This is a genomic window from Polaromonas sp. SP1 (assembly GCF_003711205.1).
Lineage (GTDB): Bacteria > Pseudomonadota > Gammaproteobacteria > Burkholderiales > Burkholderiaceae_C > Polaromonas.
The window spans coordinates 3,773,404-3,787,446 of sequence record NZ_CP031013.1; the positions used below are offsets into that span (position 1 = coordinate 3,773,404).

Here is a 14,043-nt window from a genome sequence, read left to right on the forward strand (position 1 = left end):
CCACCTACTCCATCCATTTCATGCCAAGACTCAAGAACAAGATCAGCATCATCACCGGCGGCGCCCAGGGCATAGGCCTGGCCACCGCCCTCAAATTTGCGGAGGAAGGCGCGACCGTGATCGTTTGCGACGTCAAGCAAGCCGGCGTGGACGAAGCCGTCAAACAATGCCAGGCCCTGGGCGCCCAGCCCGTGGGTTATGTGATGGACGTAACGCAACGCGCCATGGTCGATGCCGTGATCGGCAAAGTCAAAGACCAGTTCGGCCGCATCGACGTGCTCGTCAACAACGCCGGCATCACACAGGACGCACGCCTGCAGAAGATGACGCTGGAACAATTCGACAAAGTCATCGACGTCAACCTGCGCGGCGTCTTTCATTGCGCGCAAGCGGTGGCCGACACCATGGTGGCCCAGGGCAGCGGTGTGATCCTCAACGCCAGCTCGGTCGTCGGTATCTACGGGAACTTCGGCCAGACAAATTACGCGGCCAGCAAGTTCGGCGTGATCGGCTTTACGAAAACCTGGAGCCGCGAACTGGGCCCCAAGGGCGTGCGCGTCAATGCAGTGGCGCCGGGCTTTGTCGCGACGCCGATCCTGAACACGATCCCGGACAAGGTGCTCAAGGAGATGGAAGCGCATGTGCCGCTCAGGCGGCTGGGGCGGCCCGAGGAGATTGCAAGCGTCTACGCGTTTCTGGCGAGCGACGAGGCCAGCTACATCAATGGGGCCGTGATCGAGGTGTCGGGAGGAATGTCGGTTTAAAACGCCGCAAACGCCGACGCTATTTCTTGCGCCTGATGACAAAGGCATTCACGGCCTGCTCAAAGCCCACCGCCGGGTAGTAAGACATGGCGCCGGGTGCAGATAACAGGATGAGGGAAACCTCGTCTCCGATGATTCTTTGCGTCCGGCGAATCAGCTCGGTACCAATGCCTTTGCCTTGAAGCGCTTTGTCCACCGCCAGATCAGACAGGTAGCAGCAATAGCTGTAGTCGGTGAGCGATCGGCTGACACCGACCAGGCGACCGACCTGCCATGCAGAAATAACGAGGCTGGGAGCCGCAAACATGCGTGCAATCCGGGGCAGATCAGCGGTTGGCCGCGTGATGCCGGAGGCGTCGAAAACGCGTGCTACCTCTACAGGGTCCAGCGGGTAGTTGTGACGGTACTCAATCGTGCTTTCTGACATGGCGCCCTGGAAGATGTGGTGACGGTTCTGCCATTAATTCTAGGTGGGCAGGTTGCGCCCGTTCGCCGAGGCGCAGAAGGCAGGCCAGGCAAAAAAAAGCCCGGACAAACCGGGCCGTAATCTGGCATGGCCAGAGGGAGGGATGCGGCCCTGAGGCCGCAAGCTCAATTTAGCCGGTTACATCACGGGGGCTTGTAGGAGAATGTCCCAAAAAAGCCCTTTTCATGATCGTCAACCCCTCTGATGTCATCGACGACCTCATCCAGCGCATCACCTCCATCGTGCTGCGGACCTATGAGGTAGAGCAACTGCTGCCGCACGACAGCGCCGAGCGCCTCTCGCTGGCCAGCCACGAACTGATCAGCGCCGTCTCCACCGATACGGGGCATATCGAGTTCTCCTGTGAGCTGCTCCTCAAAGCCGAAGAGCGGCGCAGCTCCTTCCTGGTGAAAGTCCAGGGCCGCGCCGCCTATGAAACGCCGATGTGGCGCATCAACGAAATCGATGATGTTGTTGTCGACCCGCAAGACCGCGGAGACTCTGGATTTGCCGGCCTGAACTGAAAGCGGCGGACCTAGGCGCCGGCGGCGCGAAGATCGTTGGCGTCGTACAACCTGCTCACATTTCGGCAGCCTTCCCTGACAAAGAAAATCCACCGGCCTTCCTTCTGATGCCAGCAGAGGCCTCGCACCGTCGCTGTGCCGCGCGCCCTATCGTCCTGCGCCGCGATCACTTCAACGATTTGCCCCTTGGCAAACTCAGGGGGCGGCTTTCCCTGCGTGACCTCTTCTTCCGGCAAATTGAGCGCGATCGCATGAAACGCCGGCGTTGCACTCAACGCAGCTTGCAGCTCCGACCGGTTGACACCCAGGGAGAAACCCAGGCTCATGTACCAAACCACGGCCGCTTTGGTTTCGGTGTCAGCCAGCCCGGCGATCTCCAGCTTTCGTTTCAATTGACGGGTGAGCCATTCAAGGCGCGTACGGCCAGGTGCTATGGGCGGGTCGTTCGGGCCCACGGCCGAAGGGGCAAAGAGTTGAGGTTTCAAGAAAGCTCCAGATAGATGTTGGAGCTGATTGAAACGGGGCAACTGGGGCGACGGGGTTAAACGTCCTGAAATAAAACACAAAACGCGCAAGGGGAGTTGGCCCAGCGGATTCAATTTACTTGACTTTGTCAATCAATTGATTGACGATAGCCGCCATGACACCGTCAAACACCCTCGCCCCCTCTTCTTCTGCAACGGCCGACACGGCCCGCATCAAGGCGATCCGCCAATTCAACCGCTTCTACACGCAGCGCATCGGCGTACTTGACCCTTACCTGGGCAGCGAGTTTTCGCTGACGGAGGTGCGGGTGCTGTACGAACTGGCCCACCGCGACCAGCCCACCGCGACGGAGCTCGGGCGCGACCTGTCGCTGGACGCGGGCTACCTGAGCCGCATCCTGCGGCGCTTTGAAAGCAAGGGCTGGCTGGCGCGCGTGCCCTCGATGGCGGACGCGCGGCAAAGCCTTTTGAAGCTGACGGACGCCGGGCACGCCGTGTTTGCGCCGCTGCAGCAGCAATCGCGCGACGAGGCGGCCGCCCTGCTGGCGGCACTGGCGCCGGCCGACCAGCAAAAGCTGGTAAGCGCCATGACCACGGTGCAGCGCCTGCTGGCCGGCCCGGACGCGCCGGCCGCAACGCGCACCGTGATCCTGCGCGACCCGAAGCCCGGCGACATGGGCTGGGTGGTGCAGCAGCACGGCGAGATCTACGCGCGCGAGTACGGCTGGAACGGCGAGTTCGAGGCGCTGGTGGCCGACATCGCGGGCAAATACCTCAAGAACTACCAGCCGGACTGGGAAAAATGCTGGATCGCCGAGATCGACGGGGAACGGGTGGGTGCGGTGTTTGTGGTGCGCAAATCGGCCACGGTGGCACAGCTGCGCATGCTGATCCTCACGCCGGGCGCGCGCGGGCTGGGCCTGGGCGGGCGGCTGACGGACGAATGCCTGGCGTTTGCGCGCGCCAGGGGCTACAAAAAAATGGTGCTCTGGACCAACAGCCTGCTGGAAGCGGCCCGCGCCATTTATGCAAAGCGCGGTTTTGTGCTGACCCAAAGCGAGCCCCACCACAGCTTCGGGCATGACCTGGTGGGGGAAACCTGGGAACTACGTCTCTAGGTGGCTCCAGCGGCACCCGGGCGCCGGTAACGACGCCACCCATCGCCAAACGCGGGCGCCGCCGGAAAATTCAAGCAATTCAGGCGTCCAGCCAGCGTCCTGATTAGGCCTTTAGCTATCTTTTTAGTAGCACTGAAGTCTCCTCGGCTTAGCGGTGCGGGCCCGTGGTGCATCGATGAAGCGGCGATAATTCAGGCATGAGCCTTCCACCCGCCCCGGACCGTCCGCAACCCAAATCCCTCACCGACCTCTTTGTTTCATTCACCTTGCTGGCCCTGCAGGGTTTCGGCGGTGTCCTGGCCATCGTGCAGCGCGAGCTGGTCGAAAAGAAGCGCTGGATGACGCGTGAGGAGTTCATTGAAGACTGGGCCGTGGCGCAAATCATGCCGGGGCCCAACGTGGTGAACCTCTCGCTGATGGTGGGCGGGCGCTACTTCGGCCTGAAGGGTGCGATGGTGGCGCTGGCCGGCATGCTGACCGTGCCTTTGGTGCTCGTGCTGGTGCTGGCCGTGCTGTACGCCCAGTTTGCCGGCCACCCCGGCGTGGCGGGCGCCTTGCGCGGCATGGGAGCAGTGGCGGCCGGGTTGATTGCCGCGACGGGCCTGAAGCTTTTCGGCGCGCTGAAGACCAACGTGCTGGGCCTGCGCCTGTGCACCGGCCTGGGTGTGCTGTGTTTTGTGGCGATTGCGCTGCTGCGCATTCCGCTGGCCTATGTGTTGCTCACCCTGGGCGTGCTGGCCTGCATGCTGGCCTACCGGAGGCTCAAGCCATGAACGAGCCGCTGCAAACGCTGCACCTGGCCTTCGGCGCGCGAGACTGGTTTGACCTGTTCCTGCACTACCTCTCGCTGTCGCTGCTCTCTGTGGGCGGGGCCATCAGCACCGCGCCGGACATGCACCGTTTCCTGGTCGACAAGCAGCACTGGCTGACCGACGCGCAATTCAACGCCTCCATCGCCATCGCGCAGGCGGCGCCGGGGCCCAATGTGCTGTTCATCGCCCTGCTGGGCTGGAATGTGGGTCTGAACGCCGGCGGCATGCTGACCGGCTTGCTGGGCGTCTTCCTGGCGCTGCTGGGCATTTTGATTCCCAGCACGACGCTGACCTATACGGCCGCGCAATGGGGCCACCGCAACCGCGAACTGCGGGCGGTACGGGCCTTCAAGCAGGGCATGAGCCCCATCGTGGTGGCCTTGCTGATCGCCACCAGCTGGATTCTGGCCAGCGCCAACGGCAGTTCACTCAAAGACTGGCCGGTCTGGCTGGTAACGGCGGCCTCGGCCGTCATCGTCTGGCGCAGCAAGATTCACCTGCTGTGGCTGCTGGGCGCGGGCGCCCTGCTCGGCTGGTACGGGCTGATCTAAATCTAAACGGGGCGCCGCTGGCGCAGCGCTTCGTAGAGGCACACGCCGCTGGCCACCGACACGTTCAGGCTTTCCACCGCGCCGTGCATCGGGATGCTGACCAGTTCATCGCAGGTCTTGCGCGTCAGCTGGCGCATGCCCTCGCCTTCGGCGCCCAGCACCAGGGCGACCGGGCCTTTCAAGTCCACGTCGTATATCGTTTTTTCGGCATCGTCGCTGGTGCCTATGCACCAGATATTGCGTTCCTTGAGCTCATTCAGGGTGCGCGCCAGGTTGGTCACCATGAAGTAAGGCATGGTCTCGGCAGCGCCGCTGGCGACCTTGGCCACGGTGGCGTTGATGCCCGCTGCGTGGTCTTTGGGGGCGATCACGGCGTGGGCGCCGGCGCCGTCGGCCACCCGCAGGCAGGCGCCGAGGTTGTGCGGGTCGGTCACGCCGTCAAGCACCAGCAGCAGTGGCTGCGCTGTACCGGCTTCCTCCAGTTGCTCCAGCAGCTCATCCAGCGACTTGACATGGGCCAGTGCGTCGACCCGTGCAACCACGCCCTGGTGGCCGTGGCTGCCGCACATCTTGGCCAGGCGCAGGCCGTCGGATTCGATCAGCCGGATGCCGGCTTCGCGGGCCCGGTCGGTGAACTGGCGCATGCGCGCATCACGGCGTGAAACATCAAAAAAGACCTCCAGGACGGATTTGGGGGCGGTTTTGATGCGGACACCGACGGCATGAAAGCCAAAAAGCACTTTGGGGGAAGAAGACATCCAAGGATTATCGCCCCTGCCATTTCCGGAGCATTTCCAGAGCATTTCCGGGCTGGCCGGGCGCTGGCAAGGGCGCGGACAAGGACTCTGCTTGCCTTGCTGGCCGTCAACGGCATTACTACCGGTGTATCAGCCGCGACAAGCGGACACAATCCCGGCTGCGGCAAGACTAAAATAGTAACAAGTTGTTCACCCATTCAATTAAATAACTGGCGCCGCGAGACGGCGCACATCGGAGACCTTATGGGCTTGAGACTCAAATTCAATCTGGTGCTGATCGTGGTCTTCCTGGCCGGCTTTGGGGCCGCTGGCTATTTGTCACGCCAGCTTTTGCAGGACAACGCCCGCGAAGAAGTGCTGCGCAACGCCAGGCTGATGATGGATACGGCGCTTTCGGTGCGCGCCTACACCGTCGAGCAAGTCAAGCCCCACCTGGACAAGCAGCTCGAGGAAGTCTTTTTGCCGCAAACCGTGCCGGCCTACGCCGCCACCGAAACGCTGGGCCACATCCAGAAAAAATACCGCGACTACGGCTACAAGGAAGCCACGCTGAACCCGACCAACCCGCGTGACCGCGCCACCGACTGGGAAGCCGACATCGTCCAGCAGTTTCGCCAGAACGCCGACTCGAAAGAGCTGATTTCCGAGCGGCCCGCCGCCACCGGCCGGCTGCTGTACATCGCCAAGCCCATCCAGATCACCAACGCGGCCTGCCTGCAGTGCCACAGCGTGCCGGCCAATGCGCCTGCCAGCATGATCAAGATCTACGGCGAGGCCAACGGTTTTGGCTGGAAGCACAACGAAATCATCGGCGCGCAGGTGGTGACCGTTCCCATGGACATCCCCATCCGCAACGCCGACCGCACCTTCAAGACCTTCATGGCGTCCCTGGCGGCGGTCTTCGCCGTGGTCTTTGTGGTGCTGAACCTGATGCTCAGCTGGCTCATCGTGCGGCCCATCCGCCGCATGTCGCAGGCCGCCGACAAAGTCAGCACCGGCGACTTCGATGTGCCCGAGTTTGCCGATGGCGGCAAGGATGAGGTGGCCGTGCTGGGCAGCTCGTTCAACCGCATGCGCCGCAGCCTGGAAAAAGCCATGCAGATGATCGACCGCGGCGACTGATGCGCGGCACGCGCTGACTTGCTGAAACACCCCCCGACAAACGCGCCGGCCGAATGAGCGAACCCGAAGAAAAAACCCGAACCCTGCCGGTGCGCCCTGCCGGCGGCGAGAGCGGGGACGTGGCCGCGCTACTGCCGGGGCAGACCGTCTTCGAATACCGCATCGACAAAATGCTGGGCGGCGGCGGCTTCGGCATCACCTACCTGGCGCAGGACATCAACCTGCAGTTGCCGGTCGCCATCAAGGAGTACTTTCCGGGTGAACTGGCCGTGCGCGCGGCCGACCTGTCGGTCAGCGTCCGGTCGACCGAAAACAAGGCCCAGTTCCAGTGGGGCCTGGAGCGCTTCCTCGACGAAGCCCGGGCCCTGGCGTCTTTCAAGCACCCCAACATCGTGCGCGTGCTGCGCTACTTCAAGGAAAACGGCACTGCCTACATCGTGATGGAGTACGAGTCGGGCGACCCGCTCAAGCGCTGGCTGGCCAAGCAGCCCGCGCTGGACCAGCAAAGCCTGCTCAAGATCATTTACCCGCTGATGGACGGCCTGGAAGCCGTGCACAAAGTGAACTTCCTGCACCGCGACATCAAGCCGGACAACATCTATATCCGCGCCGACGGCACCCCCGTGCTGCTGGACTTCGGCGCGGCGCGGCGCCTTACCGGCAACCACGACATGACCAACATCGTGAGCCCGGGTTTTGCGCCGTTTGAGCAGTACCACAGCAAAGGCCACCAAGGGCCGTGGACGGACGTCTATTCGCTGGGCGCGGTGATGTACTGGATGACCACCGGCCACAAGCCGATGGAGTCCGCGTCACGCGTGCGTGAAGATTCCATGCCCAAGGCGGCCGACACCGCCAGCGCGGTGGTCTTCGGCGCGCCTTTGCTGCGCGCCATCGACTGGGCGATGACGCCCAACGAAACCCAGCGCCCGCAGGACGTGGCCGCTTTGCGCCAGGCGCTGCTGAGTTCAGACTTCCTCAAGACGCAAACGCTGCGCGCGGCGGCCGTCGGCGGCAACACCACCGTGGCCCCAGCGCCGGCGCCCGCCATGAGCATCGCAACGGTGGAGAGCAAGACCTCTGCGAGCACACCGGTCGACAACGCCCTGCTGGCCTACGCCGCCAATTCGCAGTCGATTCCGCTCAATAGCGCCGAGAACCTGCGCAAGAACGTGCTGGGCACCATCATGTTCCTGGACCTGGTGTCTTACTCCACCTATTCGGTGGACCAGCAGGTGCAGATCAAGACGCTGTTCAACGAACTGATCACCAAAGCCATCGGCGGCGTGAAGGAATCCTCGCGCATCATGATCGACACCGGCGACGGTGCGGCGATCTGCTTTCTGGGCGACCCGGAAGAAGCCCTGCAATCGGCCCTGCTGCTGCGCGACCTGCTGGTGCACAAATACGGCCGCAAGCTGTCGCTGCGCGTGGGCCTGCACCTGGGCCCGATCCGCATGGTGTTCGACATCAACAACCGCGTCAACGTGGTGGGCGACGGCATCAATGTGGCCCAGCGCATCATGGATTTTTCCAGGCCCAACCAGATCGTGGTTTCGCGCGCGTATTACGACGTCATTTCACGCATCACCGACACGGCGGCCAGCCTGTTCGACTACCTCGGCCCGCACATGGACAAGCACCTGCGCTCGCACGAGATCTATGCCGTGCTGGACCCGAACGCCGCGCCGCCGGCGCCGCCCGGGCGCAACCTGGAGTTTGAGCATACGGCCTCGTTCGCCGCCCTCGCCTCGCTGACGCCGGAGATGGTGCAGGACATCGAAAATGAACTGGCCAAGGCGATCGGGCCGCTGGCCAGGGTGCTGGTGAAAAAGGCCCTGCCGCGCACCGTGAGCGCGCAGGGCCTGCGCGACCTGCTGGCGGTGTCGATACCCGACGCCACGGCGCGGGAAACCTTTTTGAAGCCGCGCAGCAACACCAGCGCACCGGTGCATTCCGCGCCGCATGGCGCCAGCAGCCCCCGTACCGGGATGACCGCAAGCGTCAGCGGCAACCCCAGCCGCCCGGTGTCCATGCCGGTGTCGAACATGCCGCGCAGCGACGCAAGCCGGCTGTCCGGTCAGCCGATGGGGCAGTCGCGCCCGTCCACCTCGTCGTTTCCGTCCTCACGGACTTCGGTGTCATCGCCGTCCTCACCATCTTCGCCGTCCTCACCGACGTCCACGTCCATCAACGTGCACACCTTCAGCGCCGAACTGCAGGCCCAGCTGGAGCGCGCGCTGAGCCAGCACATCGGCCCGCTGGCCAAAACACTGGTGCGCAGGGAAGCCGGCCGCCAGCCCGCCTTCAAAAACCTGGTCGAGGCGCTAGCGCAGCACATCGACAAGGCCGACGACCGGGCCAAATTTGTGGCGGCGGTGCAAAAACTGCACACCGGGCACTGAGCAGACACCAGGCCGGCGGCCGCTATACTTTTTATAGCACAATGCCCATGCTCCACCTGGGCTGGAGCCGTATTTCCCTTAAATCTTTAAATGCCGCGACGAATACGCGGCATCAGGCGGCGCTGACCCGGCCGGCATCGATGGTGATGCGCCGCTCGCAGCGCGCTGCGATCGCCTGGTCGTGCGTGACCAGAACCAGCGTGGTGCCGAGCTCGCGGTTGAGCTCGAACATCAGCGCCATGACGGTTTCGCCGGTGGCGAAATCCAGGCTGCCGGTGGGTTCGTCGGCCAGCAACACGGCCGGCTGCACCACAAAAGCCCTTGCCAGCGCCACGCGCTGCTGCTCACCGCCCGACAGCACCTTGGGATAGTGGCCCAGCCGTTCGCCCAGGCCGACGCGCTTGAGCATGTCGGTGGCCTGCGCACGGGCGTTTTTGGTGCCCGACAACTCCAGCGGGAGCATGACGTTTTCCAGCGCGGTCAGGTTGCCCATGAGCTGGAAGCTCTGGAATACGAAGCCGACCTTCTGGGCACGCAGTGCGGCGCGGTCGTCTTCGCCCAGGGCAAACAGGTCTTGCCCCGCCAGCCGGACGGTGCCCTGGGTGGGCGTGTCCAGCCCTGCGATGATGGACAGCAAGGTGCTTTTGCCCGAGCCGGAGGCGCCCACGATGGCGGCGGTTTCACGCGCGGCGAGCGCAAAATCAATATCGCGCAAAATGGTCAGTGTGCCGGTGGAGTCGGTGACCGACTTGAAAACATGCTCAACGGAAATAATTGAAGAAGTGGACGCTCCGGATGCCCGTGAAGCATCTGCGCCGCTTGCAACACCATTCACGCCACTAACCGCGGGTTCAAACATGTCAGCCTTGTCAGAAAATGTGAAATCAGACTTTACCAAGCTTGGCCTGGCGGCGGCGGCAAAGACCTTGGTAAAGCCTTGGGCAACGTTGCTGGTAGCCGCCCTGATGGGCATGGCAAGCACGGCCGGCGCGCAAACACCGCAAACACCCCAGGCGCCGGCCGCTGCGCCAGGCAACACCATCCTGGTCGTCGGTGATTCGCTGAGCGCCGAGTACGGCCTCAAGCGCGGCACGGGCTGGGTGCCGCTGCTCGAAAAGCAGCTCAGCGACGAAAAAAAGAACGCCCGGGTCGTCAACGCCAGCATCAGCGGCGACACCACCTCCGGCGGGCTTTCCCGCCTGCCCGCCCTGCTGGCCCAGCACAAACCGGCAGTCGTCGTGATTGAACTGGGCGGCAACGACGCCCTGCGCGGCCTGCCGCTGGACATGACCGAGAAAAACCTGAGCACCATGACCCAGACCGCCAAAAAGGCCGGCGCCCGCGTGCTGCTGGTGGGCATGCAGGTCCCGCCAAATTACGGCAGCGCCTATGCCGCAACGTTCTCAGGCCTCTTCAGCAAGATCGCCAAAGCAGAGAAGGTGGCGCTGGTGCCCTTCTTCCTCAAAGGCGTTGCCGACGTGGCCGACCCCGTCGCCAACTTCCAGGCGGACCGCATCCACCCCAACGAGCAGTCGCAGGCCCGCATGCTGGCCAACGTGTGGCCTGAGTTGAAGAAACTCCTCAAGTGAGCCTGGACCGCATTTCCGCCGAAGAGGCCCTGGTCAGCCTGGGCGGCTTTTCCGATGTGATCGACGCCCGAAGTGAAGGCGAGTACGCCGAGGACCACTTGCCGGGCGCGGTGAACTGGCCGAGCCTGCACGACGAAGAACGCAAAATCGTCGGCACCAAATACAAGCAGATCAGCCAGTTCGAAGCCAAAAAACTGGGCGCCGCGCTGGTCGCCAAAAACATCGCCGAACACATCCAGCGGGACGTGCTGGACAAACCCCGGGAGTGGCGGCCGCTGATTTACTGCTGGCGCGGCGGCAAGCGCAGCGGCGCGCTGGCGCTGGTGCTGGACCAGATCGGCTTCAGGATCACGCTGGTGGACGGCGGCTACAAGGCATTCCGCGCGGCCCTGGTGGCCGATTTGCCGCAGTTGGCGGCGCGCTTTCATTACCAGGTGGTGTGTGGCCCTACAGGCTCGGGTAAAACGCGGCTGCTGCAGGCGCTCAAGGCCGAAGGCGCCCAGGTGCTGGACCTGGAAGGCCTGGCCAACCACCGCAGCTCGGTCTTGGGCGCGATCCCCGGCGTGGAGCAACCCAGCCAGAAGGCCTTTGACAGCGGCATTTGGTCCACTCTGCGCAGCTTTGACCCGGCCAGGCCTGTCTACATTGAAAGCGAAAGTAAAAAGGTCGGCAACGTGGCAGTGCCGGAAGGCCTCATCGCCGCGATGCGGGCCAGCCCCTGCCTGCAGATCGCGTTGCCGCAGGACGAGCGCGTGGCACTGCTGCTGGAGGACTATGACTTTTTCGTCAGGGATATCCCCTTCTTCTGCGAGCGGCTGGGCGCCCTGACAGAGGCCCGCAGCAAAGCCATTGTGCAGGACTGGCAGGCCCGCGCGCGCAGCGGAGATGTAGCGTCAGTCGTTCACGAACTGCTGCAGAAGCATTACGACCCGGGCTACCTGCAATCGATGCAGCGAAACTTTTTGCAACATACCTCGGCCCGTGTCCTGGCGCCGCAAGACCGCAGCCTGGCGGCGATGGGTGTGCTGGCGCGCGCCCTGATCGCCGAAAAAATCCACACCTGAAACAACAAACCCGGCGACACCTTGGGGTGAGGCCGGGTTTGGCGATGTTTGCCTGACTTGTCTGAGGCGGCTCAGATTCGTCCGTCTCTTCTTTTGCTACCAAATTGATAGCTGCTTGCGTATGTTCTATAAGGGCTGGAAGCAGTTTTTATTCAAAGAATTTGTGCTTCAGGGCATCGGGTCTGCAGGAGGCCCACCGGCGGGTGCATCGCCCTCCGTGTCGGGCGTCTCCGTGCCGTCGTCAGAGGCATCATCCGGTTTGCCCTCCGCCTTGCGCTTGAGCTTTTCTTCTTTTTTGCGTTTTTTCGCAAGCTCTTTCTGGCGCTTTTCGTAAGAGTAATTGGGAGTTGCCACTGCGTGCTTTCGTGAATAAGTAACCCTTACTGTACTGCATTGCCGTCAGGCAATATCAAGCGTTTTCCAGGGCCTGGGCAATGTCAGCCTGCAAGTCAGCGACAGCCTCCAGACCCACTGAAAAGCGCACCAAACCGCCCTTGTAAGGCCAGGGCATGGTGCGCAGCGCCGGGATGTCGTAAGGCGCGCACAGGCTCATGGGCCCCGCCCAGCTGTAGCCCAGCTTGAAGAGCTTGAGGCTGTCGCAGAAGCGGTCGATCTGCGCCTGCGTGAATTCGGGCCTGAACACGGCGCTGACCAGGCAGGCCGCGCCGGTGCAGTCCCGCTTCCAGGCCTCATGACCGGGTGAGCCGGCCAAAGCCGGATGCAGCACAGCCGCAACTTGAGACAAGGTCTGGAGCCAGGCGGCCAACGTGCGCGTGGCGGTGTCCTGGGCGGCATAACGCAGGGCAATGCTGTTCAGGCCCCGCAGCACCAGTTCGACATCGTTGCCGCTGACACCGTAACCCACGCGCATGTGGCAAAAGTGGATGAGGTGGTGCAGCGCCTCATCGCGCGTCACGACGGAGCCCATCAGCACATCGGCGCCGCCGCTGGGGTATTTGGTCAGGGCCTGGGCTGAAATGTCGATGCCCAGGTCAAACGCATTGAAGGCCAGGCCGGCGCCCCAGGTGTTGTCGAGCGCAGTCACGATACCGCCGGCGTGCGCATCCTTGTGCGCCTTGACGGCCGCGACCAGCGCGGGCATGTCGGGAAACTCCATGGTGATGGAGCCCGGCGCCTCGATCCACACCAGCCGGGTTTTGGCGCTCAGCTTGGCCGCCAGGTCGGCGGGGTTCATCGGGTCGTAAAACCGGTGCGTGATGCCCCAGGCGGCCAGCTCGCCCTGCGCGAAGGCCTTGTTGGGCCCGTAAACGTTGTCGGGAATCAGCAGCTCGTCGCCGGCCTTGAGCAGCGCCATGCCCACCAACACCACCGCCGCCAGACCGCTGGGCACCAACGTGCAATGCGTGCCGCCTTCCAGCGTGGCAATGCGCTCTTCCAGCGTGAAAGTGGTCGGCGTGCCGTGCAGGCCGTAGGTGTAGCCGGTCTTGTGCTTCCAGTCACGGCTGCGCAGCGCAGCGACAGTCGGAAAGGCAATGGTGGAAGCCTTGTAAACCCCGGGCGGAATCGAGTCAAACCCGGCTGGCGGCTTATAGGGATGGTGGATCAGGGTGGTGGATATTTCGCTCATCCACGGATATTAACGGCAAGCCCAGGGACTTGAAGAGCTACAGCCAAGCGCCCTTCTCCCATTCAAGCATGAGCCGCGGGACTGGCTTCGCCAGACCGCAGGCGGGCGGCCCCGAGGGGCTGGAGCCCGCGGCTCCAAGCCTGCCTGCGCAGGTTTGGACGGGCGACAGAGGCGAAGCGTCTCGCGAGCCGCGGCCTGCAAGGCCTCGCGCATTACACGAAATGAAAAGCGTGGGGGCTTATATCTTCCATTTTTCCATGAGCTGCTCAGGCGAGAGCGAGTCATAGCCTTCAAACGGCTGATGGATCCACGGATTGGTGGGCAGCAACTCCACCGAATAGTCGGGCTGGAAGGTGGAAACGCCCTTGGTCCAGATCACGGCGCTGCGCAGCTCGGTGATGGGCTTGTAGTTGTTCTTGAGCTGGTGGATCACGGCGTTGAGCGTGTGGCCCGAATCGGCCAGGTCGTCGACCAGCAGGACCTTGCCGGCGATCTCACCTTTGGGGGTGGTGATGAAGCGTGCAATGTCGAGGTTGCCCTGCGTCATGCCGGCGTCGGCGCGGTAGGAGCTGGTGGACATGATGGCCAGCGGCTTGTCGAAGATGCGCGAGAGGATGTCGCCGGGGCGCATGCCGCCTCGGGCCAGGCACAGGATGGTGTCGAACTTCCAGCCGGACTGGTGGATCTTGATCGCCAGTTTTTCAATCAGGTTGTGGTATTCGTCATAGCTCACATAGAGATGCTTGCCGTCTTCTGTCAACATGAGGTTGCTCCTGATTTAGTAGCTGCCTGCCCAC

At 63.2% G+C, this 14,043-nt stretch carries 16 protein-coding genes; 9 read left to right on the forward strand and 7 right to left on the reverse strand.

Annotated elements, in window-relative coordinates:
• Positions 1 to 20: 20 nt before the first annotated feature.
• Complete coding sequence (gene fabG / locus DT070_RS17920) at positions 21 to 764, forward strand: 3-oxoacyl-ACP reductase FabG (RefSeq protein ID WP_122956621.1); 744 nt, start codon at positions 21 to 23, stop codon at positions 762 to 764.
• Positions 765 to 783: 19 nt separating this feature from the next.
• Here the strand turns inward: fabG and DT070_RS17925 are convergent, their stop codons facing one another.
• Positions 784 to 1,191, reverse strand: coding sequence for a GNAT family N-acetyltransferase (locus tag DT070_RS17925; RefSeq protein ID WP_122956622.1), 408 nt, complete (start codon positions 1,189 to 1,191; stop codon positions 784 to 786).
• A 224-nt stretch (positions 1,192 to 1,415) separates the two neighbouring features.
• Here DT070_RS17925 and DT070_RS17930 point away from each other — a divergent pair, with 224 nt between their 5' ends.
• Positions 1,416 to 1,754, forward strand: coding sequence for a hypothetical protein (locus tag DT070_RS17930; RefSeq protein ID WP_122956623.1), 339 nt, complete (start codon positions 1,416 to 1,418; stop codon positions 1,752 to 1,754).
• An 11-nt stretch (positions 1,755 to 1,765) separates the two neighbouring features.
• On the opposite strand, the gene DT070_RS17935 is transcribed toward DT070_RS17930, so the two are convergent.
• Positions 1,766 to 2,239 (reverse strand): hypothetical protein, encoded by a 474-nt coding sequence (locus DT070_RS17935; protein WP_153976341.1) that lies wholly within the window; start codon positions 2,237 to 2,239, stop codon positions 1,766 to 1,768.
• Between the two features lie 155 nt (positions 2,240 to 2,394).
• On the opposite strand from DT070_RS17935, the gene DT070_RS17940 reads away from it, so the two are divergent.
• The 3 genes from DT070_RS17940 to DT070_RS17950 all read left to right on the forward strand — a co-directional run bounded on the left by DT070_RS17940 (position 2,395) and on the right by DT070_RS17950 (position 4,720).
• Positions 2,395 to 3,357 (forward strand): MarR family winged helix-turn-helix transcriptional regulator, encoded by a 963-nt coding sequence (locus tag DT070_RS17940; protein ID WP_122956625.1) that lies wholly within the window; start codon positions 2,395 to 2,397, stop codon positions 3,355 to 3,357.
• Positions 3,358 to 3,554: 197 nt separating this feature from the next.
• Positions 3,555 to 4,130, forward strand: coding sequence for a chromate transporter (locus tag DT070_RS17945; RefSeq protein ID WP_122956626.1), 576 nt, complete (start codon positions 3,555 to 3,557; stop codon positions 4,128 to 4,130).
• Positions 4,127 to 4,720 (forward strand): chromate transporter, encoded by a 594-nt coding sequence (locus DT070_RS17950; protein WP_122956627.1) that lies wholly within the window; start codon positions 4,127 to 4,129, stop codon positions 4,718 to 4,720. The genes DT070_RS17945 and DT070_RS17950 overlap by 4 nt, the downstream gene beginning before the upstream one ends.
• A 2-nt stretch (positions 4,721 to 4,722) precedes the next feature.
• On the opposite strand, the gene rlmB is transcribed toward DT070_RS17950, so the two are convergent.
• The gene (rlmB, locus tag DT070_RS17955) at positions 4,723 to 5,478 is read right to left on the reverse strand and encodes a 23S rRNA (guanosine(2251)-2'-O)-methyltransferase RlmB (protein ID WP_122956628.1); all 756 of its coding nucleotides are present in this window, start codon (positions 5,476 to 5,478) and stop codon (positions 4,723 to 4,725) included.
• 243 nt (positions 5,479 to 5,721) lie between these two features.
• On the opposite strand from rlmB, the gene DT070_RS17960 reads away from it, so the two are divergent.
• Together DT070_RS17960 and DT070_RS17965 are read left to right on the forward strand one after the other, a co-directional pair.
• Positions 5,722 to 6,600 carry a DUF3365 domain-containing protein gene (locus DT070_RS17960; RefSeq protein ID WP_122956629.1) on the forward strand — a complete coding sequence of 293 codons (879 nt, stop codon included), beginning with the start codon at positions 5,722 to 5,724 and terminating at the stop codon, positions 6,598 to 6,600.
• Between the two features lie 53 nt (positions 6,601 to 6,653).
• Positions 6,654 to 9,005, forward strand: coding sequence for a protein kinase (locus DT070_RS17965; protein ID WP_122956630.1), 2,352 nt, complete (start codon positions 6,654 to 6,656; stop codon positions 9,003 to 9,005).
• 112 nt (positions 9,006 to 9,117) lie between these two features.
• On the opposite strand, the gene DT070_RS17970 is transcribed toward DT070_RS17965, so the two are convergent.
• Positions 9,118 to 9,864, reverse strand: coding sequence for an ABC transporter ATP-binding protein (locus DT070_RS17970; protein ID WP_228778451.1), 747 nt, complete (start codon positions 9,862 to 9,864; stop codon positions 9,118 to 9,120).
• Between the two features lie 112 nt (positions 9,865 to 9,976).
• On the opposite strand from DT070_RS17970, the gene DT070_RS17975 reads away from it, so the two are divergent.
• Together DT070_RS17975 and mnmH are read left to right on the forward strand one after the other, a co-directional pair.
• Positions 9,977 to 10,594, forward strand: a complete 618-nt coding sequence (locus DT070_RS17975) for an arylesterase (RefSeq protein ID WP_369973957.1) — start codon at positions 9,977 to 9,979, stop codon at positions 10,592 to 10,594.
• Entirely contained in the window at positions 10,591 to 11,658 is a 1,068-nt protein-coding gene (gene mnmH, locus DT070_RS17980) for a tRNA 2-selenouridine(34) synthase MnmH (protein WP_122956631.1), read from the forward strand. The genes DT070_RS17975 and mnmH overlap by 4 nt, the downstream gene beginning before the upstream one ends.
• 168 nt (positions 11,659 to 11,826) lie before the next feature.
• Here the strand turns inward: mnmH and DT070_RS17985 are convergent, their stop codons facing one another.
• From DT070_RS17985 to DT070_RS18000, 3 genes are all read right to left on the reverse strand, one after another.
• A complete protein-coding gene (locus tag DT070_RS17985; RefSeq protein WP_122956632.1) occupies positions 11,827 to 12,012 on the reverse strand; it encodes a hypothetical protein in 186 nt (61 codons plus the stop codon).
• 55 nt (positions 12,013 to 12,067) lie between these two features.
• Entirely contained in the window at positions 12,068 to 13,246 is a 1,179-nt protein-coding gene (locus DT070_RS17990) for a PLP-dependent transferase (RefSeq protein ID WP_122956633.1), read from the reverse strand.
• 238 nt (positions 13,247 to 13,484) lie between these two features.
• Positions 13,485 to 14,009, reverse strand: a complete 525-nt coding sequence (locus DT070_RS18000) for a phosphoribosyltransferase (protein ID WP_122956634.1) — start codon at positions 14,007 to 14,009, stop codon at positions 13,485 to 13,487.
• Positions 14,010 to 14,043: the final 34 nt, after the last annotated feature.

Excerpts from the sequence above, each read along its gene's own strand:
- fabG (WP_122956621.1), top strand. The coding sequence starts at position 21 with ATGCCAAGACTCAAGAACAAGATCAGCATCATCACCGGCGGCGCCCAG.
- DT070_RS17925 (WP_122956622.1), bottom strand. The coding sequence starts at position 1,191 with ATGTCAGAAAGCACGATTGAGTACCGTCACAACTACCCGCTGGACCCT.
- DT070_RS17930 (WP_122956623.1), top strand. The coding sequence starts at position 1,416 with ATGATCGTCAACCCCTCTGATGTCATCGACGACCTCATCCAGCGCATC.
- DT070_RS17940 (WP_122956625.1), top strand. The coding sequence starts at position 2,395 with ATGACACCGTCAAACACCCTCGCCCCCTCTTCTTCTGCAACGGCCGAC.
- DT070_RS17945 (WP_122956626.1), top strand. The coding sequence starts at position 3,555 with ATGAGCCTTCCACCCGCCCCGGACCGTCCGCAACCCAAATCCCTCACC.
- DT070_RS17950 (WP_122956627.1), top strand. The coding sequence starts at position 4,127 with ATGAACGAGCCGCTGCAAACGCTGCACCTGGCCTTCGGCGCGCGAGAC.
- rlmB (WP_122956628.1), bottom strand. The coding sequence starts at position 5,478 with ATGTCTTCTTCCCCCAAAGTGCTTTTTGGCTTTCATGCCGTCGGTGTC.
- DT070_RS17960 (WP_122956629.1), top strand. The coding sequence starts at position 5,722 with ATGGGCTTGAGACTCAAATTCAATCTGGTGCTGATCGTGGTCTTCCTG.
- DT070_RS17965 (WP_122956630.1), top strand. The coding sequence starts at position 6,654 with ATGAGCGAACCCGAAGAAAAAACCCGAACCCTGCCGGTGCGCCCTGCC.
- DT070_RS17970 (WP_228778451.1), bottom strand. The coding sequence starts at position 9,864 with ATGTTTGAACCCGCGGTTAGTGGCGTGAATGGTGTTGCAAGCGGCGCA.
- DT070_RS17975 (WP_369973957.1), top strand. The coding sequence starts at position 9,977 with ATGGCAAGCACGGCCGGCGCGCAAACACCGCAAACACCCCAGGCGCCG.
- DT070_RS17990 (WP_122956633.1), bottom strand. The coding sequence starts at position 13,246 with ATGAGCGAAATATCCACCACCCTGATCCACCATCCCTATAAGCCGCCA.
- DT070_RS18000 (WP_122956634.1), bottom strand. The coding sequence starts at position 14,009 with ATGTTGACAGAAGACGGCAAGCATCTCTATGTGAGCTATGACGAATAC.